The sequence below is a fragment of the Seonamhaeicola sp. ABD4_340 genome, assembly GCF_056312135.1.
On record NZ_CM149981.1, the window covers coordinates 2,113,996 to 2,137,801 of the forward strand.

18 protein-coding genes are annotated in these 23,806 nt (G+C 31.8%); 6 read left to right on the plus strand and 12 right to left on the minus strand.

The features are described 5' to 3' along the window. The first annotated feature begins 3 nt into the window (after positions 1-3). From ACYX4H_RS09095 to ACYX4H_RS09105, 3 genes are all read left to right on the plus strand, one after another. On the plus strand, positions 4-1,578 hold the full coding sequence (locus ACYX4H_RS09095; protein WP_475294354.1) for a RagB/SusD family nutrient uptake outer membrane protein: 1,575 nt from the start codon (positions 4-6) through the stop codon (positions 1,576-1,578). Positions 1,579-1,740: 162 nt separating this feature from the next. Continuing rightward, positions 1,741-5,934 (plus strand): hybrid sensor histidine kinase/response regulator transcription factor, encoded by a 4,194-nt coding sequence (locus ACYX4H_RS09100; RefSeq protein ID WP_476235951.1) that lies wholly within the window; start codon positions 1,741-1,743, stop codon positions 5,932-5,934. Positions 5,935-6,025: 91 nt separating this feature from the next. Then, on the plus strand, positions 6,026-6,451 hold the full coding sequence (locus tag ACYX4H_RS09105) for a CBS domain-containing protein (RefSeq protein ID WP_475294352.1): 426 nt from the start codon (positions 6,026-6,028) through the stop codon (positions 6,449-6,451). Here ACYX4H_RS09105 and rpe read toward each other — a convergent pair. The 7 genes from rpe to rpsO form a co-directional block, all read right to left on the minus strand. After that, positions 6,448-7,110 (minus strand): ribulose-phosphate 3-epimerase, encoded by a 663-nt coding sequence (rpe, locus tag ACYX4H_RS09110; RefSeq protein ID WP_476235952.1) that lies wholly within the window; start codon positions 7,108-7,110, stop codon positions 6,448-6,450. The two genes, ACYX4H_RS09105 and rpe, sit on opposite strands and share 4 nt — an antisense overlap. A 36-nt stretch (positions 7,111-7,146) precedes the next feature. Beyond that, positions 7,147-7,557 (minus strand): BLUF domain-containing protein, encoded by a 411-nt coding sequence (locus ACYX4H_RS09115; protein WP_476235953.1) that lies wholly within the window; start codon positions 7,555-7,557, stop codon positions 7,147-7,149. Positions 7,558-7,638: 81 nt separating this feature from the next. Further along, a complete protein-coding gene (locus ACYX4H_RS09120) occupies positions 7,639-8,043 on the minus strand; it encodes a BLUF domain-containing protein (RefSeq protein WP_475294349.1) in 405 nt (134 codons plus the stop codon). 162 nt (positions 8,044-8,205) lie between these two features. Then, positions 8,206-9,069 carry a sigma-70 family RNA polymerase sigma factor gene (locus ACYX4H_RS09125; protein ID WP_019387909.1) on the minus strand — a complete coding sequence of 288 codons (864 nt, stop codon included), beginning with the start codon at positions 9,067-9,069 and terminating at the stop codon, positions 8,206-8,208. 174 nt (positions 9,070-9,243) lie between these two features. Continuing rightward, on the minus strand, positions 9,244-10,692 hold the full coding sequence (locus ACYX4H_RS09130) for a glycosyltransferase family 2 protein (protein ID WP_476235955.1): 1,449 nt from the start codon (positions 10,690-10,692) through the stop codon (positions 9,244-9,246). 204 nt (positions 10,693-10,896) lie between these two features. After that, entirely contained in the window at positions 10,897-13,143 is a 2,247-nt protein-coding gene (locus ACYX4H_RS09135; protein WP_476235956.1) for a polyribonucleotide nucleotidyltransferase, read from the minus strand. Positions 13,144-13,447: 304 nt separating this feature from the next. Further along, a complete protein-coding gene (gene rpsO / locus ACYX4H_RS09140) occupies positions 13,448-13,717 on the minus strand; it encodes a 30S ribosomal protein S15 (protein WP_475294345.1) in 270 nt (89 codons plus the stop codon). Between the two features lie 187 nt (positions 13,718-13,904). On the opposite strand from rpsO, the gene ACYX4H_RS09145 reads away from it, so the two are divergent. Next, the gene (locus ACYX4H_RS09145) at positions 13,905-15,008 is read left to right on the plus strand and encodes a sensor histidine kinase (protein WP_476235957.1); all 1,104 of its coding nucleotides are present in this window, start codon (positions 13,905-13,907) and stop codon (positions 15,006-15,008) included. Positions 15,009-15,064: 56 nt separating this feature from the next. On the opposite strand, the gene accD is transcribed toward ACYX4H_RS09145, so the two are convergent. From accD to tamL, 3 genes are all read right to left on the minus strand, one after another. Further along, positions 15,065-15,922: an acetyl-CoA carboxylase, carboxyltransferase subunit beta gene (gene accD, locus ACYX4H_RS09150; protein ID WP_475294343.1), complete on the minus strand. Its 858-nt coding sequence runs from the start codon at positions 15,920-15,922 to the stop codon at positions 15,065-15,067. A 209-nt stretch (positions 15,923-16,131) separates the two neighbouring features. After that, positions 16,132-17,199, minus strand: a complete 1,068-nt coding sequence (gene fbaA / locus ACYX4H_RS09155; protein ID WP_476235959.1) for a class II fructose-bisphosphate aldolase — start codon at positions 17,197-17,199, stop codon at positions 16,132-16,134. A 119-nt stretch (positions 17,200-17,318) separates the two neighbouring features. After that, positions 17,319-19,859, minus strand: a complete 2,541-nt coding sequence (tamL, locus tag ACYX4H_RS09160) for a translocation and assembly module lipoprotein TamL (protein ID WP_476235961.1) — start codon at positions 19,857-19,859, stop codon at positions 17,319-17,321. Between the two features lie 223 nt (positions 19,860-20,082). Here tamL and ACYX4H_RS09165 point away from each other — a divergent pair, with 223 nt between their 5' ends. Beyond that, positions 20,083-20,802 carry a TrmH family RNA methyltransferase gene (locus ACYX4H_RS09165; protein WP_476235962.1) on the plus strand — a complete coding sequence of 240 codons (720 nt, stop codon included), beginning with the start codon at positions 20,083-20,085 and terminating at the stop codon, positions 20,800-20,802. Between the two features lie 42 nt (positions 20,803-20,844). Here ACYX4H_RS09165 and porT read toward each other — a convergent pair whose 3' ends face one another. After that, positions 20,845-21,573, minus strand: coding sequence for a type IX secretion/gliding motility protein PorT/SprT (gene porT, locus ACYX4H_RS09170; RefSeq protein ID WP_476235963.1), 729 nt, complete (start codon positions 21,571-21,573; stop codon positions 20,845-20,847). Between the two features lie 4 nt (positions 21,574-21,577). After that, positions 21,578-22,303, minus strand: coding sequence for a bifunctional demethylmenaquinone methyltransferase/2-methoxy-6-polyprenyl-1,4-benzoquinol methylase UbiE (ubiE, locus tag ACYX4H_RS09175; RefSeq protein ID WP_476235965.1), 726 nt, complete (start codon positions 22,301-22,303; stop codon positions 21,578-21,580). A 148-nt stretch (positions 22,304-22,451) separates the two neighbouring features. Here ubiE and trkA point away from each other — a divergent pair, with 148 nt between their 5' ends. Further along, the gene (gene trkA, locus ACYX4H_RS09180) at positions 22,452-23,801 is read left to right on the plus strand and encodes a Trk system potassium transporter TrkA (protein ID WP_476235966.1); all 1,350 of its coding nucleotides are present in this window, start codon (positions 22,452-22,454) and stop codon (positions 23,799-23,801) included. The last annotated feature ends 5 nt before the right edge of the window (positions 23,802-23,806 follow it).

Here is a 23,806-nt window from a genome sequence, read left to right on the forward strand (position 1 = left end):
ATTATGAAAAAAATAAATATAAAATTATCAATCACAGCTCTATTTTTAATGGGAGTTGTAGGGGTAGTAAACATTAATTGCTCAGACGATGTTTTAGATCAGGTAAACCCAAATAAACTATCACCAGATACATTTTGGCAATCGCAAGGTGACGCCGAAAAAGGAATAATAGGAGCTTACAGTCCATTCACACATATTTGGTATTATACCAGATTTGAAATATTTATTTCAGATTATAGAGATGATGTAGTAAACGGATTTAATACCTCAGAGCGTACAGCAGTTGGCTACTTTAGCGGGACTTCAGATAGTAATGCAACACGCTGGTGTTGGCAAGCAATGTACCAAGGAATAGCCAGAGCAAACGAAGTACTTAAGCATGTGCCAGACATTGTAGACCCTGAATTTTCACAACAAGAAAAAGATAATATTCTAGGTGAAGCTTACTTTATTAGAGCCTTTAATTATTTCAATCTACTAAATAGCTGGAGGAATATTCCATTAATAACAAAACCAACTTCCGAAGTAGACTTATTCACGGTAACACAAGCAGATCCTGCTGATGTATGGGCACAAATAGAAGCTGATTTACAAATGGCTCAAAGTATGTTGCCAGATTCTTGGTCTGTAAACCAAGTTGGTAGAGCTACTTCAGGTGCTGCAACAGGTTACTTAGGTAAAGCTTATTTATACCAAAATAAATATGCTGAAGCAAAAGTAGAATTTGCTAAAATAATGGATGGTAGATACCAGTTAATGGATGATTATGCACACAACTTTACAGAAGAATTTGAAAACAATGCTGAGTCTGTATTTGAAATTCAATTGGTTGCAGACGGTTTAGGCGGATGGGGAGCCGATGCTCCAAATAGAGGTAAAGGAGCAGCATATCAACCAGATTTAGCACCTGCAGGGTACACCGGTCAAGATGGTATGCGAGTAAACCAATGGGCGCTAGATTTGTTTTTAGATGAACAAACTATTAATGGAGAAATAGACCCAAGAACATTTACTACGCTTTTTTGGAATACAGAAGAAACAACTCAGTACGAAGGTAAAACACTTAGGTCTAGAACTTATTTAAATACGCCATATACTAGTGCATATAGTGCTACAGCAACTGAAGTTTATGCAAATAAGTTTTTAGATTGGGAATTTAATAATCATAGTGGATCGCAAGATGGTGGTTGGCATGGTTCAGGAAATAACTTAAGATTAATGCGTTATGCTGATGTTTTATTAATGTTTGCTGAAGCTGATTTAATGGATGATAATAATTTATCAGCTGAAGGTTTAGAGGCTATTAATAAAGTGAGAAGAAGAGCAGATATGCCTGAGTTTACAAGTGTTACAATGCAAGATATTGAAGACGAACGTGTTAAAGAGTTAACTTTTGAGCGCTCAAGATATTTTGATTTATTACGTTGGGGTAGAGTAAAATCTAGAATTGTAGATAACCCAGATTTAAAATCTGAAAGTGCAGGAACATCAGCCTATAAACCAGGTAGAGAGTACATTGCTATTCCTCAAAATGATGTTGATAGAAACCCTAATTTAGAACAAAACGAAGGATATTAATTATAGTTAGTCATATTTAAATTTTTAGAATTGTTTTAGTTTTTTTAAACGGCTCAAAAGCATATTTGGTTTTGGGTCGTTTTAATTTTATAAATCAAAAGTTTTAAGTTATTTTTAAATCTAAGGTCAATTTTTGCATTAATGAGTTTAAGTTTCCATAAAATGATGTTCAAAAAAATAATACTAGTTTTAATTATAATAATTGGTATTGTTAAAGGCACAAATGCGCAGTCTCCAAAAATTCAGTTTGAACATTTTATTGATGATAAAGGCTTAACCCAAAACACCATTGAATCTGTAGTGCAAGACAATGATGGACTATTATGGCTAGGTACATCAAACGGTTTGTATAAGTATGATGGGCAAAGGTTTACTGTTTTAAGAAGTGCCATAAACAATAATGCTAATAGCCTTATTAATAACATGATAAGTAAACTAGCTGTAGATAAAACCAATACACTTTGGGTGGGTACTGTTGGTGGTTTATGCGCTTACAACATAAACAAACAGCATTTTTATGCCGTAAATTCACAATTAAAAAATAAAGAAATAACCGCTATTTTTCCTGATGAGGCTGATGGAACCATTTGGGTTGGTACAAAAAAATCAGGCCTATTTCAAATAATACATCCTAATGAATTAAATGAGCACATAAAGCACTATTACTATCAACCAAATGAGCAAAATGTAATAAATAGTAATACTATTTTATCTATTGCAAAAGATGGTTATAACAACCTGTGGGTAGGTACAATAACAGGTTTAAATAGAGTGTATGCATCAAAATCTAGCAATAAAAGTTTTTCAAAAGTTAAAGGTTTTAATAAGCCTATTAATGCCATGTATTTATCATCAAAAAAAGCATTTTTAATAGGTGAAAAAGGTACAGGTGTTTGGAGTTTAAACAAACCAACTAGTATATATGCAACAACTAAAAGTGATTTTAAAAGGTTCCATTTAAATTTAAATGAAAATGAAAATCTTTATGGAGAAATTAATGCAATAACCGAAGATTTTAATAATAAAATTTGGGTAGGTGTTTATGGCTATGGTATTTATAATTTAAATACAGAAACAGGAGCCTATACATTACATGCACCTAGTGATGTTTTTTCAACAAATTTGAGTAACACAAGGGTTAAATCTATACTAGTAGATAAAACCAATGTATTGTGGGTTGGTACAGAAGTTGGCGGATTAAATAAAGCCGATTTACAAAAAAAAGACATACTACATTTTACAAGAAATAAATTAACTAAAAACACATTAAGTAATGCTTCAGTAAATACTATTTTTCAAGACGATAACTACGTTTGGGTTGGTACAGAGCAAGGGTTGAATAAAATAGAATTTCAAGAAAATTTTCAATCGCCATTAATTACACATTATTTTTATAACGATGAGCAAACAAGCCAAAAGTTTAACAAATTACAATCTGTAAAGTCTATTTTTAAAGATAAAGAAGGCCATTATTGGTTGGGTAAAGAGGCTATTTATACCATGCAGGTTAATGCAGTTTCAAAAGCCGTAACTTTTAATAAAACACCCCTAAATATTCCTGATGTTTTTTCAATTGTACAAGATAAATACGGCACAATGTGGTTTGGGTCCTTTGGTCAAGGCTTGGTAAAGTTGGAAAAAAATGAAGCCTTTAATTTTTCAAATGCAGTTCATTTTAAATCAGATTTAAATAACGAACACAGCATAGGTAGTGATTTTATAAGTTGTTTGTTTGAAGATAGCAACGGAAACTTATGGATTGGCGGTGTGCAAGGTGGTTTGGGGCTACTAAAGCGCGGTACTAACGGAAACCCAGATATTTTTAAAACCTATTATCATAACCCTGATGATATTACCAGTTTAAGCCATAATTCAGTATTTGCTATTCATGAAGATAGAAATGGTGTTTTCTGGATTGGTACTTTTGGTGGCGGGCTAAACAAAATGACCTTTACAGATAATGGAACGCCTGTTTTTGAGCATTTTACAGAAGAGCACGGTTTAGCAAATAATGCTATTTATGGTATTTTAGAAGATGAAAGTAGCAACCTTTGGATTAGTACAGATAATGGTATTTCATGCTTTAACCCCAAAACCAAAAGCTTTAAAAATTATAGTAAAGATGATGGTTTGCAAAGTAATAACTTCAGAAAAAACGCCTACTTTAAAAACAAACATGATTATATGTTTTTTGGCGGTTTACGGGGGTTAAATATTTTTCATCCCAAAAACTTACAACAAAACAATTTAATTGCACAACCTAAACTTACAGGTTTTAAAATAAAAAATCAGTTAATTGATGTTGGCCAAACATATAACGGGCGTGTTTTAATTAATTCTAATAAAAATAATGAAGTTGTTAAACTAAAACACCATGAAAACACCTTAACTTTTGAGTTTGCAGCTTTACATTATGCTGCCCCCGAAAAAAATAAATTTCAATACCAATTAGTAGGTTTTGATAATACTTGGCAGCCAGCAAAAAAGTTACCATTTGCTCATTATACAAACCTATCACCGGGTAATTACACGTTTAAAGTAAAAGCTTCAAATAATGATGGTATTTGGAATGAAACCCCAGCCGAATTTAAATTTAGAATTTCGCCACCGTTTTGGTACACTTGGTGGGCTTATGCGTTGTATATAGTGCTATTATCAGGTGTAATTTATAGTATAATATCATATAATAGTTTAAAAGAAAAAGAAAAAGCGGCCGTTAAGATTCAAAAAGAAATTGAAGAAGTTAACAGGTTAAAATTACAGTTTTTCACCAACATATCACATGAGTTTAAAACACCAATAACATTAATTTTAAATCCTATTGAAGAACTTTTAGAAAATCTCAAGAGTAACAATCAATCAATAAAACCAAAATTAAAAATTATTCAGCGAAACGCTAATTCACTGTTAAGACTGGTGCATCAATTAATGGAATTTAGAAAAATTGAAGTTGGTGAAACCAAATTAGGCGCCACAAAATCTAACATTATTAGTTTTGTTAGAGAAATAACAAATTCATTTCGTTCTTCAGCAAAAAAAAACAACATCAATTTAATTTTTGAGTCTAAACTAAAAACTTTTGATATTTGGTTTGATTGGGATAAACTAGAAAAAATATTAAACAATTTAATATTTAATGCCATAAAATTTACCAATCAACAAGGTACTATTACAGTTAAAATTAAAAAAGCAAAAGGTGTTAATGATATTACAATTAATGATACAGACTTTAGTGTAAAATACTTAATTATTGAGGTTGAAGATAACGGTGTTGGCATTAAGCCCGATGAGCTACCATTTGTATTTCATAGGTTTTACCAAGTAAATCAAACACGTGAGCGTATGCGTAAAGGTACAGGTATTGGTTTAGCCATAACTAAAGATTTAGTAGAGTTACATCATGGTAAAATTGAAGTAGCATCTCAACTAGGTGTTGGTACTAAATTTACTATAAAACTACCCGTTGGAAATGATCATTTATTACCAGAAGAAATGATTGAAACAGCTACCTTTTCAGAACAAGAAGCTTTTGAAGAAACACAAGAAATTAATCAAGATTTTGATAATGATGAAGATTTAGAAAACGAAAAATTTGATAACACTATTTTGGTTGTTGATGATAATCCAGATATTCGTTTATTGGTAAAAGAAGGTTTTTCTAAAAATTATAATGTATTTGAAGCCGAAAACGGTAAAGAAGGTTTAAACATAGCCTTAAAAGAAATGCCAGATATTATTATAAGTGATATTTTAATGCCCGAAATGGATGGAATTGAACTTTGTAAAGCCTTAAAAACAAATATTAGAACAAGCCATATACCAATAGTTTTACTTACTGCATTGTATTCTGTAGAACATAGAATTGAAGGTTTAGAGTCTGGAGCAGATGCTTACATTCCAAAACCATTTAAAATGAAATTACTTCAAGTAAAAGCAGAAAACCTTATTGAAACCAGAGCGTTAATGCGTAAGCGTTTTCAAACCGAAAAAGAGTTAACACCAGAAAAAGTAACCTTAAATTCATTAGATGAAGCTTTCTTAAAAAAAATTATGGATTTAATGGAAGCCAATATGGGTAATGATAGTTATTGGGTTGATAGTTTAGTTGAAGATATGAATACAAGTCGCTCAACGTTTTTTAGAAAATTAAAAAAGCTAACAGGCCAATCGCCTAATGATTTTATTAGAATGGTACGTTTAAAACGTGCAGCACAACTTTTAGAGCAAAATGAGTTAACTATTGGGCAAGTTAGCTACATGGTTGGTTTTTCAGATCCTGGGTATTTTGGTAAATGTTTTAGGAAGTTTTTCGGAGATTCTCCTTCAAATTATATTAAGAAAAAAGTAACATCATAGGGCTTTTAATGGTATTTTTCAAATGACTTTTGTCATACTTTTTTTATGCTTGGTTCTGTAATTTTAAGGGACAAAGTAAATTTAAAATGTTATGATACGTAAAGCACCCGTTTCAATGATTATGACAGCTCCCGTTATTACGTTGAAAAAAACAGACTCATTAGAAAAAGCCGAATATTTATTTAAGCATAACCATATTAGGCACATACCAGTTGTAGATAATAAAAAAATTGTTGGTATGCTAAGTTATACAGATTTGCAGCGTTTAAGTTTTGCAAACATTTCTGAAGATGAAGTAGCTGAGGCTGATACAGATGCTTTGGTTTATAACATGTTTACAATAAACCAAATAATGACCAAAAATGTAATAGTAGTATCAGCATCAAATTCAATAAAAGATGTTGCAAAAATTTTTACCGAAAAAGAGTTTCATGCCCTACCTGTGGTTGATAATAACCAACTAGTTGGCATTGTTACCACAACAGATATAATAAAACACGTTTTAAACCAAAACTAAGAATTAGCAAGCGCCTTTAACCCTTTTACAGTTTCTAATTGGTTAGCACTTTTAAAAACGTAACTACCAGCAACCAAAACATCAGCGCCAGCATCAATAAGCTGTTTTGCGTTTTTATTTGTAACGCCACCATCAATTTCAATTAATGTTTTAGCGCCTTTTGTATCAATAATTTCTTTAAGTTTTGAAACTTTATTATAGGTGTTTTCAATGAAACTTTGGCCGCCAAAACCTGGGTTTACACTCATAATGCAAACTAAGTCAATATCATTTATAACATCTTCAAGTACATTTACATTTGTATGTGGGTTTAAAGCTATACCCACTTTCATGCCTTCAGCTTTTATAGCTTGTAAAGTGCGGTGTAAGTGCGTGCAAGCTTCATAGTGTACCGTTAAAATATCGCTTCCAAGTTTAGCAAATGTTTTTATATAACGGTCTGGGTCTACTATCATTAAATGTACATCAATAGTTTTTTTAGCGTGTTTGGTAATAGCCTCTAAAACCGGCATGCCAAACGAAATGTTTGGTACAAAAACACCATCCATTATATCAATGTGAAACCAATCGGCATCACTAGTATTAACCATTTCTATATCACGTTGAAGGTTTGCAAAATCTGCTGCTAAAACCGAAGGAGCTATTAATTTATTTGACATTTTAAGTGTTTGAATCTTTTTGCAAATCTAAGATTTTTATTGAATCGCTTCTAAAAGCTCTTCAACAATTTCTAAAAAAAGACCACTATTTTCAGCGTATGATGAATTTAGTTTTAAAAGATAATCGTGTAGTTGATATATAGATTCTGAATTTTCAATAACAGTGTAACCAGCGTTGAAATTACTGAAACTACGTTTTGAAATAGAGCCATTAACTAACTCTATTATATTATTGTGCCTAGAATCTTTTTTTATTTTAAGATATAATTCATCAATTATAGAAGCGTCTCCTTCTAAAATTTGGAAGAAAATGTTTTTGTCTTTAACCAATACCCCAGTAATATTGTTAGAAATATTATTGCTAATGGTTTCCTTAAATATCATTTCAGTAGAAAGTATATTTATACTAGGTTTTACACTGCTTTTGTAAGATATGGTTTTTAACATATTATAAAGTTAGTAAATTTAAATATGTTTTTCGAAATATATTCTGACAACTTTAACAGTTTACATGATAAATAGTTTAGTTTAAGATGACATAAATTGATTTGCTATTAAAATTACCCTATTAACATTTTTACTGTTGGCAGTTTTTAGCCAATTTAAATATTGCTTTAAATCTTTTAATGCTATGTTAGAATTAGCAATTGTAAAACCAAAATTATAGTCTTCAAAAATTCTATGCTCTGTATTTGTATTTATAACCATAAATATATTTTTGTGCCTTCTATCTTTCTTTATTTTTTCAAAAAGAAGGTCTACTTTTTCTGGCTCACCTTCCATTACTTGTAAAAAGTTGTGGTCTTTATGAATAAGAAATCCGGTTATATTATTTGCATTATTATTACCCTTAACATGTTGGTAGAAATCATCAAGTGAATCTTGAAACTCTTCAAGTCTAGAATCACTTATATAGCAAATAGTTTTAAGCATTGTAAGTTGGGTTAAATTTATTTAAATTTAATAAAAACATTTCATTAGTTAAAGTTATAAAAAAAATAAACCCGCGGTAATCAGCCGCGGGTTCTTTCATCAATCAAAAAACGAACAGTTATGTGTAACTGTTGTGCTTGTAATTTAGGTGTTAAAAATAAACTATCCTAAATAAGTTTTTAATATTTTGCTTCTAGAGGTGTGTTTTAACCTTCTAATTGCTTTTTCTTTAATTTGTCTTACACGTTCACGAGTTAAATCAAATGTTTCACCAATTTCTTCAAGCGTCATTGGGTGTTGGTTTCCTAAGCCAAAATATAAACGGATAACGTCTGCTTCACGAGGCGTTAATGTTTCTAAAGCACGCTCAATTTCGGTACGTAAAGACTCGTGTAATAACTCTTTATCTGGGTTTGGAGATTCTCCACTATTTAATACATCATATAGGTTAGAATCTTCACCTTCAACTAAAGGAGCATCCATACTTACATGGCGCCCAGAGTTTTTCATAGATTCTTTAACGTCATTAATAGTCATGTCTAGCTCTTTTGCTATTTCTTCAGCAGAAGGCGGACGCTCATGACTTTGCTCTAAAAAGGCAAATGTTTTATTAATTTTATTAATAGAACCAATTTTGTTTAATGGTAAACGTACAATTCTAGACTGTTCAGCTAGTGCTTGAAGAATAGATTGACGAATCCACCATACAGCGTACGAAATGAATTTGAAACCACGAGTTTCATCAAAACGTTGTGCTGCTTTAATTAGGCCTAAGTTACCTTCATTAATTAAATCTGGTAATGTTAAACCTTGGTTTTGGTATTGCTTTGCTACCGATACTACGAAACGTAAGTTAGCTTTTGTTAATTTTTCTAAAGCTATTTGATCTCCAGCTTTAATACGTTGTGCTAACTCAACTTCTTCGTCGGCAGTAATAAGGTCTACCTTACCAATTTCCTGTAAATATTTATCTAACGAAGCGGTTTCTCTGTTGGTAACCTGTTTCGTAATTTTAAGTTGTCTCATTTAAAAGTCTCCTGTAATTTAATTGTGAATATATAGGGCATTCAGTGGTTATACGTAAATAAGTCGGTTTTTGTTACAAAAAGTTTCAAATTATTTTTAACCATCTGTATTTTAGACACTAAACGCTATAAAAAGTCACAATAAAATAACACAGCGTGTACTTTTAAAATGTAATTAACTGGTTAATTTTGGCTGTAGGGTAATAATTTTTGAATCCTTTTTTTCTTTTGAAATACCACGTGTTAACCAACCACTTTTGTTGGCAGTTGCAATGGCATATGGCGTTATCCAAAATAAACCAAATGTATGGAGTAGACTATATGAATAAATCCATAAAGATTCCTTTAAATTATATTTTTTAGAATAGAATAGTACCGGAAATGTTGATAAAACTAAAATACTAACTAGCGTTGAACTTATAAATAATAACGGGTGTGTGGCAACAAAATAAAGCATAAATAATAGAAACGGATAACTCATAATTATTTTATAAGCTTGGTTAAAAAATAGTAATCTTGCACCTGCTTTTGTGCCTTGTTTAAAGTTGGTAAATACGTATTTAGCCATTTCAATATTTTCTCTAACATTACTGCGTGCCCACCTAATAAACATTTTGTATAAGTTTTTATATTTTTCGGGTACGTTTGTGTAAGCGTAAGCATTGCTTTGAAATAGCACATGATTACCTTCTTTTAAAATCATATTTGTCATAGCGCGGTCTTCTCCAATATCTGATGCTTGCCCCATAAAAGTTTGGTTAATCCAATTTGGTAAAATTTTAAAAACAGCACTACTACGGTAAGCAGCAAGAGCACCAGGTGTACATAATACACTATTTAGTGTACTTTCGGCAGAACGTACAAATTCAAAACTTAAAACAAAACTAACGTCTAACATTTTAGGTATTATAGCTTTGTGTTTGTTTAAAACTCTAATGTTTCCTGCAACGGCTCCAACTTTTTTATTAGTAACAAATGGGCTTACTAAATTTCTTAGCGTTTCGGGTGTAACAATAGAATCACTATCTACAGTAACAAAAACATCACCGGTACCTAAGTTAAAACCACGATATAATGCGTGTCTTTTTCCTTTGTTTTTTGGTTGCTGATAAATTTCTAAAGTAGAACCAAGATCTAATTTTGCTTTTTGCATCCATTGCCAAGTATTATCTACACTGCCATCATCAATAGAAATAAGTTGTAGTTTTTCTTTAGGGAAATCGCTATTATTTAAGCTAACAAGGGTGTCATAAACCTGTTTGCCTTCATTGTAGGCAGGTACAATAACGGTTATTGTTGGTAATTCATCATTAGTAACCGAGGCAATTGGTTTGTATTTGAAATAACGGAATAACATAAATAGGAAAAATAGCGCTTTAAAAGCTAGTAATACAGTGGCAATTACCATAAAAGTAGCACCAAAAAAGTTGCTAGTACGTTCTGTATTAAATTTTAAAAAATCGTTTTGAAGTATTACAAAAAAGTAGGCAGCTACAAGTAAAACTAAAAATGTACCTGTTAAAATAAGCTTGTTAAAAAGTTTGTTTTTTGATGCTTCAGAAATTTGATTAGTTGAGGGTTTGTTTTCTTTTGAGGCTTTTAATAACATAAGTATTGTGTTCATGGTTTAACAATTAATTTTGTTTTCACTGCTTTTACGAACAAATACTTTTTTTAGACTTTTTGTTTTTTCTATTTGTGATTATTTTAAGAAATAAACGGCATTTCAACCATAAAAATGTTAAAAGCGTTTTATTAAAAATTGAGAAAAATAAAAAAACCGGAAGAGTTAAATCTTCCGGCTTTTGTTTTTATTTCTTAGAGAAAATTAATCGTCTTTTCTATCTTCTCTAGGTTTTCTATCGTCTCTACGGTTACCTTTATTGCGGTTATCACGTCCACGATTATTATCTCTATTACGATTGTTGTTATCACGTTTTTGTCTATCTTCCCAACCTTCAGGTTTAGGTAAAATAGCTTTTCTTGATACCTTTTCTTTGCGTGTTCTTTGGTCTATGCCAAAATACTTAACATCAAAAACATCACCCATGTTTACAACATCGCTTACGTTTTCGGTGCGTTCCCAAGCTAATTCACTTACGTGTAATAATACTTCGTTTCCTGGAGCTTCAACATATTCTACAACAGCGCCAAAGTCTAACATTTTAATAACTTTAACTTCGTAAATGCTACCAACTTCTGGTTTAAATAGCATAGCATCAATACGCGCTAATACAGCATCAATACCTTCAGAGCCCACACCTAATATTTCAACAATACCCTCTTCAGTAACAGGGTCTTCATTAATAACAATAGTAGTTTCAGTCTCTTTTTGTAATTCTTGAATGTTTTTACCACCAGGACCAATAAGCGCTCCTATAAATTCATTAGGTATACGTCTTGTAACCATTTTAGGAGCATGACCTTTAACATCTGCATTTGGTGTGGCAATAGTATCAGTTAATTTACCAAGAATGTGCATTCTGCCTTCTTTAGCTTGATTTAAAGCATTTACTAATATTTCATAGCTTAATCCTTTAATTTTAATATCCATTTGACAAGCCGTGATACCGTCTTCAGTACCAGTAACTTTAAAGTCCATATCACCTAAGTGATCTTCATCACCTAAAATATCAGATAAAACAGCGTAACGTTCACCATCAGAAATTAATCCCATAGCAATACCAGACACTGGTTTTTTAAGCTGTACTCCAGCGTCCATCATAGCCATAGTACCAGCACAAACAGTTGCCATAGAAGAAGAACCGTTAGATTCTAGTACTTCAGATACAACTCTTACTGTATATGGACAATCTTCTGGTACCATACGTTTTAAAGCACGTTGCGCTAAGTTTCCGTGTCCAATTTCACGACGTGAAGTACCTCTTAAAGGTCTTGCTTCACCAGTTGAAAATGGCGGGAAGTTATAATGTAAATAGAAACGTTCTTCGCCTTCTAATGATGGGTTATCAATCATATTTGCTTCACGCGATGTTCCTAAAGTAACTGTTGCTAACGCTTGCGTTTCGCCACGCGTAAATATAGATGAACCGTGTGTAGATGGTAAATAATCTACCTCACACCAAATTGGGCGCACTTCGGTAGTTTTACGTCCGTCTAAACGAATACCTTCTTCTAAAACTAAATTTCTAACAGCTTCTTTTTGTACTTTACTAAAGTATTTAGATACTAAATCGCCAACTACCTCAAGTTCTTCTTCAGTATATTCAGCTTTTAAGGCTTCTTTTACTTCAGAAAACGCTAAACCTCTATCGTGTTTAGATGATGCGGCTTTGGCAATTTCGTAACATTTATCATAAGCAAAGGCTTTTACTTTTTCTAAAACCGCTTCGTCTTCATTTTCAAGTTCGTATTCGCGTGTTTCTTTTTTGCCTACTTTTTCAACTAATCGTTTTTGAGCTTCAATTTGAAGTTTAATGGCTTCGTGAGCTACTTTAATAGCTTCAACCATTTCTTCTTCAGAAATCTCGCTCATTTCACCTTCAACCATCATTACAGAATCTTCTGAGGCACCAATAACCATATCAATGTCAGATTGTTCTAATTGTGATTGACTTGGATTAATAATAAATTCGCCATTTAAACGAGCAACTCTAACTTCAGAAATTGCCGTTTCAAAAGGAATATCACTTAATTGAATAGCCGCAGAGGCCGCTAAACCTGCAAGTGCATCTGGCATAACATCTTTATCTAAAGACATTAATTGAATCATTACCTGCGTTTCGGCATGGTAATCTTTAGGGAATAATGGGCGTAAAACGCGGTCTACAATACGCATTACCAAAATTTCTTCGGTACTTGGGCGTGCTTCACGTTTAAAAAATCCGCCAGGGTAACGTCCTGCCGCGGCAAATTTTTCTCTATAATCTACCGTTAAAGGTAAAAAATCTACATCGGCAGCATTGTAATTTGAAACTACAGTACAAAGTAACATGGTCTCTCCCGATTGCACAACAACACTACCATGAGCTTGTTTTGCTAATTTTCCGGTTTCAATAGAAATTTCTCTACCGTCACCAAGGTCTATAACCTCTCTAAAAGTTTGTGGAATCATAAATTTTTTTAATTCTAATTAAACAATGGTCGTTGTGTTGTTGCGGTTGTTGTGTGTGGCAAAAAATGCCTAGACCAATGAAAAACTATAATTAGCTTCTTATTTATCAGGATTTTTTTAAACTCTTCCTGATTTAGAGTTTTATATATTTTTGGCGTTACCCGCAAGGGGTCGGGCTTTACGCTATATCTTTTTCTTCGTACCTCAAAAAAGGATGCCGCTTCAATCCCTAACGCGCCCACCAGCTAAGTGTAAGGCTAAAACAAAAAACCACGCTAAGTGCGTGGTCTTTTTTTTATTACGATTATTTTCTTAATCCTAATTCTTTAACTATTGCACGATATCTTAAAATATCTTTCTTAGTTAAGTAATCTAATAACGCTCTACGTTTACCTACTAATTTCACTAATGAGCGCTCTGTGTTATAATCTTTTCTGTTATTTTTTAAGTGCTCAGTTAAGTGGTTAATTCTATGCGTAAATAATGCAATTTGCGCTTCCGCTGTACCAGAATCGTTTTTACCTTTTCCGTGTTTAGCGAAAATTTCTTCTTTCTTTTCTTTTGTTAAATACATGCTAATATTATTGTAAATGATTTTTATGTATATGAAAGACCATCTTTCAAGCGGCAAATATAATTATAATTAAATTTTTATTTACAAAAATTACAAACTTTTTAAAAAGTAATATTTTCCTTGTTAAAAGTGCTGATAATCAAATATATTTCCTAATTTTATATATAAGCTATTACATAATGACCGTATGAGGAAAAATTTAAGCCTTGATGCTGATAGAATTTTTGAAAACATTTTTAATTATGCAAGTGGAGGAATTGCAATAGTTAGTTTAAAAGGCGATTGGATAAAGGTAAACAACAGTATTGAGAAAACTTTAGGGTATACTAAAGAAGAACTCTATAACCTAACATTTCAAGAAATTACGCATAAAGACGATCTAGATTTAGATGTTAGCCTTATGCAATCTCTCATAAGAGGTGAAATAGAAAGTTATCAAATAGAAAAACGGTATTTTCATAAACGTGGCCATATTATTTGGGCTTTACTTTCAGTGTCTTTGGTAAGAGATGATTACCATAGGCCGTTACACTTCATATCTCAAGTTAGTGATATTTCACAACAAAAAAAAGCATCGGTTGGTTTGCAAAATATGCTAGATGTAGCTAAAGAGCAAAATACCAGACTATCAAATTTTGCAAATATAATTACGCACAATTTAAGAACACACGCCACCAATTTAAAAACCTTGTATAGTTTTATTGAAGATGAAGAGGCACACGTAATTAACAAAAGCGAAAATTTTAGTTTTTTAAAAGAATCTATTTTAAACTTAAATGAAACCGTTAGTCATTTAGCTGAAATTGCAAAAATTAGAGCAGTTTCTGATGATAAAATGGAGCGTGTTAATTTAAGGTTATACGTTAAAAATGCTATTTACAATGTAAGTGCGTTAATTAAAAATTTAAACTTTACTATAGAAAACAACATAAAGCCAGACCATTATTTAAAAGTTATACCAGCGTATTTAGATAGTATAATTCTTAATTTTTTAACCAATGCCATAAAATATAGAAGTACAGAAAGACCAGGAGTGGTTGTGCTATCTAGTTTTTTAGAAGATGATTATGTGGTGTTTTGTGTAAGAGATAATGGTGTTGGTATAGATTTAAAAAAACATGGCGAGCACATGTTTGAAATGTACAAAACCTTTCATAGAAATAAAGATGCCATGGGCTTAGGGTTGTTTATTACAAGAAACCAAATAGAGTCAATGGGCGGATATGTTGAGGTTGAAAGTGAAGTAGGGGTTGGTACAAAATTTTTAACATACCTAAAAAAGAGCGCATAAAAAAACGTCTTTAAACTAAATTTTAAAGACGTTTTTTAGTGATTTTTTATTTTTAACTATGCTCTTAAAGGCATATTTAATATTAAATCTAAATATTGGTTTACTTTATTTTTTAATTCTTTTCTTAAAGTAATAAAATCTAAAAAGCCATGTTCTAACAAAAACTCAGAAGTTTGGAAACCTTCAGGTAAATCTTGTCCGGTAGTGTCTTTTACAACACGTGGGCCGGCAAAACCAATTAAAGCACCAGGTTCACTAATATTGATGTCTCCTAACATAGCAAATGATGCAGTTGTACCACCTGTTGTAGGGTCTGTACACAATGAAATATATGGTATTTTAGCATCAGCTAATTGCGCTAGTTTTACTGATGTTTTAGCTAATTGCATTAATGATAATGCGGCTTCCATCATTCTTGCGCCACCAGATTTTGAAATAATCATTAATGGTACGTTGTTTTTTAAGGAGTAATCTGCAGCACGAGCAATTTTTTCTCCTACAACACTTCCCATTGAGCCGCCAATAAAGCTAAAATCCATACAAGCAACTACCAAATTGCGCCCTTTTGATTTTCCTACGGCGGTTCTTACGGCATCTTTAAGTTTTGTTTTTTCTTGAGCTGCTTTTAAGCGTTCAGGGTATTTTTTTGTGTCTTCAAATTTTAAAGGGTCTTTAGATTCTAAACTAGCATCTAATTCTTTAAACTTGTTATCATCAAAAAGTATTTCAAAATATTCTTTGCTACCAATACGTACGTGGTATCCATCTTCTGGACTTACGTAAAAGTTTTTAGCTAATTCTTCAGTATCAACAATTTTACCTGTTGGTGTTTTGTACCAAAGTCCTTTAGGGGTGTCCTTTTTTTCTTCGGTGGTTGTGGTTATTCCTTTTGTTTTTCTTTTAAACCAAGACATATGATTTATAATTTTAGGTTTACGGTAGTTAGCCGTTTATTTTTTAGGTTTTAGAGTACAATACTAAAAAAGCCTGTTGGCAAAATTAAGGCTTTTTTTAATTTTGTGGTAACACCGTACGGTTTTTATTGTAATGCACGCATACTAAATAGGTTGTATAAAAAAAGCTCTGTTAATACAGAGCTTTAATAATATTTATACTGTGCTTATTATAACGTGTTTACGTTGTTTAAGTCTTCAAAAGCTTTCTTTAAACGTTCAACAAACGTTTTTTCACCTTCGCGTAACCAAACACGAGGATCGTAGTATTTTTTGTTTGGTACATCTTCACCATCAGGGTTTCCAATTTGAGCTTTTAAATAATCTGCTTTTGCACCCATGTAGTCTCTAATACCTGTCATAAATGCATATTGTAAATCTGTATCAATATTCATTTTAATGGCACCATAACTAATACTTTCTCTAATTTCTTCAACTGTTGAACCAGAACCACCATGGAATACAAAGTCTATATGGTTGTGACCTACGTTGTATTTTTCAGAAATATATTCTTGAGAATTTTTTAAGATTTTTGGTGTAAGTTTAACGTTACCTGGTTTGTAAACACCGTGTACATTACCAAAAGCGGCAGCAATTGTAAATTGGTCACTTACTTTGCTTAATTCTTCATAGGCATAAGCAACTTCTTCTGGTTGTGTGTATAGTTTAGAATCATCAACATCAGTATTATCAACACCATCTTCTTCACCACCAGTAATACCTAATTCAATTTCTAGCGTCATGTTCATTTTGCTCATGCGCTCTAGGTATGTTTTACAAAGTTCAATATTTTCTTCAATTGGCTCTTCAGATAAGTCAATCATATGTGAACTGAATAATGATTTACCGGTTTCGGCATAGTGTTTTTCACTAGTGTCTAATAAACCATCAATCCAAGGTAATAATTTTTTAGCACAGTGGTCTGTATGTAAAATCACAGGAACACCGTAAGCCTCGGCCATAGTATGTACGTGTTTAGCACCAGCAATAGCGCCTTGAATTGCGGCTTTTTGCCCATCATTACTTAAGCCTTTACCTGCGTTAAACTGTGCGCCACCATTTGAAAATTGAATAATTACAGGTGCGTTTAATGCTGCTGCAGTTTCTAAAACACCATTAATTGCGTTAGAGCCTATTACGTTTACTGCTGGTAAAGCAAATCCTTTTTCTTTTGCTAGTTTAAAGATTTCTTGTACCTCATAACCTGTAGCAACTCCTGGTTTTATATTATGTGCCATTTTGTGTTTAAATTTAATTTGTATTTAATGTTTTCAAAAGTAATTAAATTTTATATAAAATTATATGGTTTTTAGTATGTTGAAGATAATTTAAAACTAAAACGTTATAGTTTTTTGTATTAAAATGGGTAGTTAATACCTATGTTATAAACGGCATTGGCAAAGTTATAATCATTAAACCAACGATTATTGTTTGGATATGTTGGGTCATAGGATTTAAAACCTACATCAAACCTAAATACAAAAAAGCTAAAGTCATACCTTAACCCAAAGCCAGAGCCAACAGCAATATCCTTTAATGCACTTAAATTGTTAAAAGTTGCGTTGGTATCATCAACATCATCAAGTACATTCCAAATATTTCCGGCATCAATAAAAAGTGCGCCATTTAGGTTCTCAAAAATGTTAAAACGTTGTTCAATGTTTAAAGCAATTTTTAAGTTAGCTTCATTAAACTCGTTGGCAGATTCTGTACTACCAGGACCTAAACGGTAGGCAGACCACGCTCTATTATCATTGGGGCCGCCAGCAAAGAAACTTTTAGAAAAAGGTATGTTTGAAGAGTTGCCATAAGGTATAGCAATACCAAAAAAACTGCGTAATGCTAATACGTTTTTAGAGCCTAAATCCCAGTGTTTTGTGTATTCTAATTCGGTTTTAGCATATTGTGAAAAAGCTACATCTAGTAAATTATACCGGTTGTTTTCATCTTTTTTAAGTCCTAAAAGGCTAGAGGCGTTTGCTAATAAATTACCTGCAAATTCTATTTTGAATCTGAAAATTGAAAAATCATCATCAAACAGATTGGTTCTTTCATCTTTAGTGAAACTAAAGGCCGTTGACAGTATTAAGTTGTCTTCGGTTAAACGCTCTTTACGTTCATTAATACTGTTTACATTTTGCCTTTGCGTATTTGAAATTTCAGAAGGTGTAGGGCTTGAAAGTGCGTAATTTATAAATTCATCGGCTTCGTTTACAGGATTTTCATTATTGGGTAAATTCAAGTCATCATCAGTGTAATTAACATCTTTTGCAATGGAATTTAAAAGTGCATATGAATTTTGGTACACATCAAAATAATTGTCTGTATTTAAATTTCTAACGTATTGAACATTGAATAAATCTAACCTGTTTGTTATTTTACTGTTAGGAAACCAGTTATAATTTAGTGTGCCACTTAATGATTGCTTATCTAAACCAATATTGGTTTGGCTAGATAGCGCTAAGCCAATACGGGTGTTTGGCGACATGTATTTTGGAATAAGGCGCTCTGTATAAAATGGCGATAGCAGCCTTGGTATGGTTAGTTTAAAATCTAAACCATATTCAATAATATCAAAAAACGGATCTGCAGCGTCTTTGTTTGCATCAATAGAAGCGCCAATAGCACCAATTGTTGATATTTGAAGCGTTTCGGCACCTCTAAAAATGTTTCGTATTTGTAAACTAGGGTTTACAGAAAAGCCTACTTTTTGAATATTACTTGTAGAAACATCGGCTCCTAAACTTAAGCTAAACTTTTTTAATGGCGCTAGTTTTATGGTGCTAGATAATGAGTGGTCTAAATTTTCAACATACTCAATATTTGGATATTTAAATGTGCGTAATTGGTTTAAATGGCGGTAGGTTAGTGTGCGGTCTGCGTCTTTGTAAATATTACCAGGGGTAATAAAAATAGCATCTGTTAAAGCTCTAGGTTTATAACGCATTTTACCATAACTGTAAAGGTTGTAACCACCAAACTTTATAGAGTCTTTAAAAGGTTGATTTCTTTTATTAAATGAATAATCTGTAATAATATTTACCTCTCTAATATCGTAAATGTTAAAAGGTGTTCTTTTAATAGAATCTGGTGTTCTTATGGCTCTATTGCTAATTAAAACATCAATATCAACATTGTCATTTTCTTTGTTATGTATAACATCAAAGTTTATGTTTTCTTGAGTAAAATGATATACACCAGAATTTCTAAATAAATTAGTTAAACGATCTCTTTCATTAACAAGGTGCACATCTCTATACTGCTCATTACTATTAATAAAGCTTTTTTCTGTTGAAAATTTATAAATAGAATCTACCACTTTAGAGCTTATGGTAGTGTAAATAGAGTCTATAATTTTGGGATTGCCGGTTGTAACGTTGTAAGTAACATTTGCACGTTTGTTGTTTGTTTTATCAATATTATAAGTTACTTGGTTGTTAAACCAACCATTGGCTTTGTAGTAAAGCTCTAGTCTGTTTTGAGATTTTTTGGTTTTGTTTTCGTCTAAAATAACAGGTGCTTCTCCCGTTTTTTTTAGCCAATTATTAAACCCAATAGATGATTGTTTAAGGTTGTTAACCTGTTTTTTTGAGAGTGTTTTAGTTAAGCGTTCTCTACGCTTTGGTTTCTCATCTAACCATGCCTCAAAAAGCGAATCTCTATTTTTTCTGGCTAAATTATAAATATGAAGTCTTAACGGTGTGCCTAAAATTTTGCGGTTAGGTTTTTGTATAATAAGGTTGTTTACAGCTTCGGTATTGTTTTTTTTACCATTAACATTTACAGTGTTATTGGTTAGTAAAAACGTGTTGTTAGGCACTCTTTTTGTGGCTTCACAAGCAAAAAAAAGTATTATGCATACAAAAAAAGCTAATATTTTTAAAAACTGTTTTTTCAAATGAAACTATAATTTATGTTTACTGGAGGTTGCCTAAAAACAGCTCAAAAATACACTATTTAATGCGTTTAATTTTTCTTGATTTCTTAATTTTCTCAAAAAAATAAACATCAAGGCTATTTTACAAGCTATTTTAGGTGTTTCTACCAATAATGTTATAAAAAATGGCTTATAATAAAAGTAAGCATCTATTTTTGTTTCTTTAAAAAAACAACTAGGTTACATGTTATCAAAAAACCAAATAAAATTAATAACGCGTTTAAAGCAAAAAAAATATAGATTAGAATTAGGTTTTTTTGTTGTTGAAGGTGTTAAAACAATAAAAGAGCTCCTGCATTCTAACCTAGAGCTATACATGTTATATACCAAACAAAGCTTCAACTTTAATGCCAAAAAAGAAGTGTTGATAACAGAAACTGAATTAAAAAAAATTAGTTTTTTAAAAACACCTAATACGGCATTAGCCATTTTTAAAATGCCTAAAGCAAAAGCTATTGATACCACGCAATTAATTGTGGCTTTAGATGATATTAGAGACCCTGGGAATTTAGGAACTATTATAAGACTTTGTGATTGGTTTGGTATTACAGATTTAGTGTGTAGTAACCAAACTGTAGACTGTTTTAACCCAAAGGTAATTCAGGCAACAATGGGTTCAATTACCCGTGTAAATATAAATTATGTAGATTTAGAAGCCTTTTTAAATAACGTTGAATTGCCAAAATATGGCGCTTTTATGGAAGGTGATGATGTTTACAAAGCTACTTTGCCAAATAAGGGTGTTTTAATAATGGGTAACGAAGCTAATGGTGTAAGTAAAACCATTGAAAATTTAGTAACCAATAAAATTTCAATACCAAGGTTTGGTAAATTACAAGCTACTGAAAGTTTAAATGTAGCAACCGCAACCGCTATTTTATTAAGTGAATTTAAAAGAGGTTAAATTTCTAACAAAACAACAATAATACATAAAGCATTGTTATGTTTATTGAAACGTAAAGTTTACAAAAACGCCTCTTGTTTTCATGCTGTTTATATTACTTGTCCAAGGGCTGTTAGGGTCTTCGTCTCTAACCAATTCGTCATTTAAACCAAATACACCGCGTATTGAAGGTGTAAATTTAAAGTTGTACAAATACAAATCAATACCAAAACCAAGTTCATAAAACAAAGCATTTTTTTTGGTTCTAAATTGGCCGTTACTATTATCTTCTGGGTTGTCTTCGTTACTAGATAAATTTAATGCAGTAGAAACCCCGCCAACAATAAAAGGCTTAAAATTGTTAATACGTTTAGTTGAAACTTTTAAAAGTAAAGGCACATGTATGTATGTAGATTTTATTTCTCTAACCAAATCGTTTTGGTTTATTGTCATACCTGTAAAGTAGGTTTGGCTGTAATGCAATTCTCTACTTGTAATAAACAAACCGGGTTCTAAACGTAAGTCTAAAAAGCTGTTAATACGTAAATTACCAATAAGTCCAACGTTAAAACCTGCATTACGTTTTACATAAATATCACGCAAATCTTGGTTGTAATCAAAATTAAAATCATACTGACTAAAACCTAAAAAATACCCCCAACGCAATAAATTATTATCTGTAGAGCCTCGGCCTTGGTTGGCATCATAGGTTACTTTTTCTTTTTTAAAAAGTTGTGCGTTAGTGGTTTGTATAACTAGTAAAAATGATATTAATGCAAAAAACTGCTTCATATTATTACTTAGATGATTTATAAATTGTTGCCACGCCAAATGTTTGCGGAAAATCTTCAACATTAATAAACCCCGTTTTACGTAAAATATTGTTTAAAGCTTCACCATAAGGAAAAACAGAGGCAGATTCGCTTAGGTATTTGTAAGCACTTCTGTCTTTTGAAAACATTTTGCCAATTAGTGGTAAAATATTTTTGGTGTACAGCTTATAGCCTTGTTTAAAAGGTGTTTTGGTAGGTACAGATGTTTCTAAAATAACAAATGTGCCATTAGGTTTAAGCACTCTGTGAATTTCTTTTAAGCCGTTTTCTAAATTTTCAAAATTCCTTACACCAAACGCTACCGTAATGGCATCAAAAGTATTATCATTAAAAGGCATATTTTCACTATCGCCTAAAACCATTTCAATTTTGGCATCTAAACCTTTAGTTTTTATCTTTTGCTTACCAATTTCTAGCATGCCGCTACTAATATCTAAACCAGTAATTTTTGAAGCATTGGTTTGTGCTAAATTTATAGCCAAATCGCCAGTGCCAGTGGCAATATCTAAAATAGAGTCTGGATTGGTACTTTTTATAATGTTAACAACTTTTTTTCGCCATTTAACATCAATTCCAAAAGATATAACACGGTTTAAGCCATCATAATCGCCAGAAATAGTGTCAAACATTTTGGTAACCTGTTCTTTTTTACCTAAATCGCTGTCTTTGTATGGTTTTATTTTTGACAAATCAATATTTTTTAGCAAACCTACATAATTTATTCTTACTATAAAACACTAGCAATGTAGAAGTAACTAAATATTATAATAATGTAATATTAATGCATCTGTGTATAAATTAATGTATATTTGCATCACTTTTTATGATTATTAAGAAATGAAAATAATTATTGCAGGAGCTGGTGAAGTAGGGTTTCATTTGGCCAAATTATTGTCTTACGAATCTCAAGAAATTACCTTAATAGACCCCAACAAAAAAAGTTTAGCATACGCTGATTCTCAATTAGATATTAGAGTTGTTAAAGGAGATGCCACGTCTATTTCAGTATTAAGAGACGCAAGAATAGACACTGCAGATTTACTTATTGCGGTAACATCAAGCGAAACTACAAATATTACCATTAGCGTATTATCAAAACAACTAGGAGCAAAAAAAACCATTGCCAGAATTTCAAATACAGAATTTATTAGGTATAAAGATGATGTTGGATTTACCAAATTTGGCATTGATGAGTTAATTTCACCCGAAGCATTAGCTGCTTCAGAGATTGAATTATCACTAAAACAATCATCATTTAAAGAAAATTATGAGTTTGAAAACGGTGCTTTAACCATGCGAGGTTTAACGCTTTCAAGTACAGCATCTTTTGTTGGTAAAACCGTAAAAGAAGCCGCTCAAATATTTCCAGAAATTCATTTTGTGCCCATAGCCATGCAACGTTTTGGCACACAAAACACCATAATTCCAAGAGGCGATACGCAGTTTAGAAGAGGTGATACCGTTGTTTTTGTAACATCTGAAGGTGGTGCCGATGAACTTTGCAGACTAACAGGAAAAGCAAAAGCCGATATTAAAAATGTAATGGTTTTAGGAGGTACAAAAATAGCCTACAAAACAGCCCGAAACTTAAGTGAAAACGGTATAAATGTTAAGCTTTTTGAAGGTAATAGAGATCGTGCTTTTGAAATAGCCGAAGAACTAGATAGAGTGTTGGTTATAAATAGCGATGGTAGAAATGTTGATGTTTTAGAAGAAGAAAACATAAGCGAAATGGATGCTTTTATAGCTGTTGGTCCAAACTCTGAAACCAACATTATGTCTTGTTTATTAGCCAAAACTAAAGAGGTTAAAAAAACCATAGCGCTTGTTGAAAATATGGATTATTTTGATTTATCACATTCCATAGGTATTGATACACTAATAAATAAAAAGCTACTAGCCGCCAACAATATTTTTAGATACATTAGGCGTGGCGAAGTTGTAGCAATGACCAAGCTTAGCAATTTAAATGCTGAATTACTTGAGTTTGAAGTGAAATCATGCTCGGCGGTGTGTAATAAATCAATTAAATCTATAGACTTTCCAAGAACAGCCATTATTGGTGGTGTGGTAAGAAATGGCGAAGGTATTATTGCATTAGGAGATTTTGTTATAAAAGAAGGAGACCGCGTAGTAGTTTGTAGTTTACTAAAATCTATTAAGCGTGTTGAAAAATTATTTTTATAACATAA

Bases quoted from the DNA above. Each gene is read 5' to 3' on its own strand.
- ACYX4H_RS09120 (WP_475294349.1), bottom strand. From the start codon at position 8,043: ATGCTTAAAACTATTTGCTATATAAGTGATTCTAGACTTGAAGAGTTT.
- accD (WP_475294343.1), bottom strand. From the start codon at position 15,922: ATGTCTTGGTTTAAAAGAAAAACAAAAGGAATAACCACAACCACCGAA.
- ACYX4H_RS09165 (WP_476235962.1), top strand. From the start codon at position 20,083: ATGTTATCAAAAAACCAAATAAAATTAATAACGCGTTTAAAGCAAAAA.
- ACYX4H_RS09105 (WP_475294352.1), top strand. From the start codon at position 6,026: ATGATACGTAAAGCACCCGTTTCAATGATTATGACAGCTCCCGTTATT.
- ACYX4H_RS09095 (WP_475294354.1), top strand. From the start codon at position 4: ATGAAAAAAATAAATATAAAATTATCAATCACAGCTCTATTTTTAATG.
- ACYX4H_RS09135 (WP_476235956.1), bottom strand. From the start codon at position 13,143: ATGATTCCACAAACTTTTAGAGAGGTTATAGACCTTGGTGACGGTAGA.
- ACYX4H_RS09125 (WP_019387909.1), bottom strand. From the start codon at position 9,069: ATGAGACAACTTAAAATTACGAAACAGGTTACCAACAGAGAAACCGCT.
- fbaA (WP_476235959.1), bottom strand. From the start codon at position 17,199: ATGGCACATAATATAAAACCAGGAGTTGCTACAGGTTATGAGGTACAA.
- rpsO (WP_475294345.1), bottom strand. From the start codon at position 13,717: ATGTATTTAACAAAAGAAAAGAAAGAAGAAATTTTCGCTAAACACGGA.
- ACYX4H_RS09115 (WP_476235953.1), bottom strand. From the start codon at position 7,557: ATGTTAAAAACCATATCTTACAAAAGCAGTGTAAAACCTAGTATAAAT.
- ACYX4H_RS09130 (WP_476235955.1), bottom strand. From the start codon at position 10,692: ATGAACACAATACTTATGTTATTAAAAGCCTCAAAAGAAAACAAACCC.
- ACYX4H_RS09100 (WP_476235951.1), top strand. From the start codon at position 1,741: ATGATGTTCAAAAAAATAATACTAGTTTTAATTATAATAATTGGTATT.
- porT (WP_476235963.1), bottom strand. From the start codon at position 21,573: ATGAAGCAGTTTTTTGCATTAATATCATTTTTACTAGTTATACAAACC.
- trkA (WP_476235966.1), top strand. From the start codon at position 22,452: ATGAAAATAATTATTGCAGGAGCTGGTGAAGTAGGGTTTCATTTGGCC.
- rpe (WP_476235952.1), bottom strand. From the start codon at position 7,110: ATGTCAAATAAATTAATAGCTCCTTCGGTTTTAGCAGCAGATTTTGCA.
- ACYX4H_RS09145 (WP_476235957.1), top strand. From the start codon at position 13,905: ATGAGGAAAAATTTAAGCCTTGATGCTGATAGAATTTTTGAAAACATT.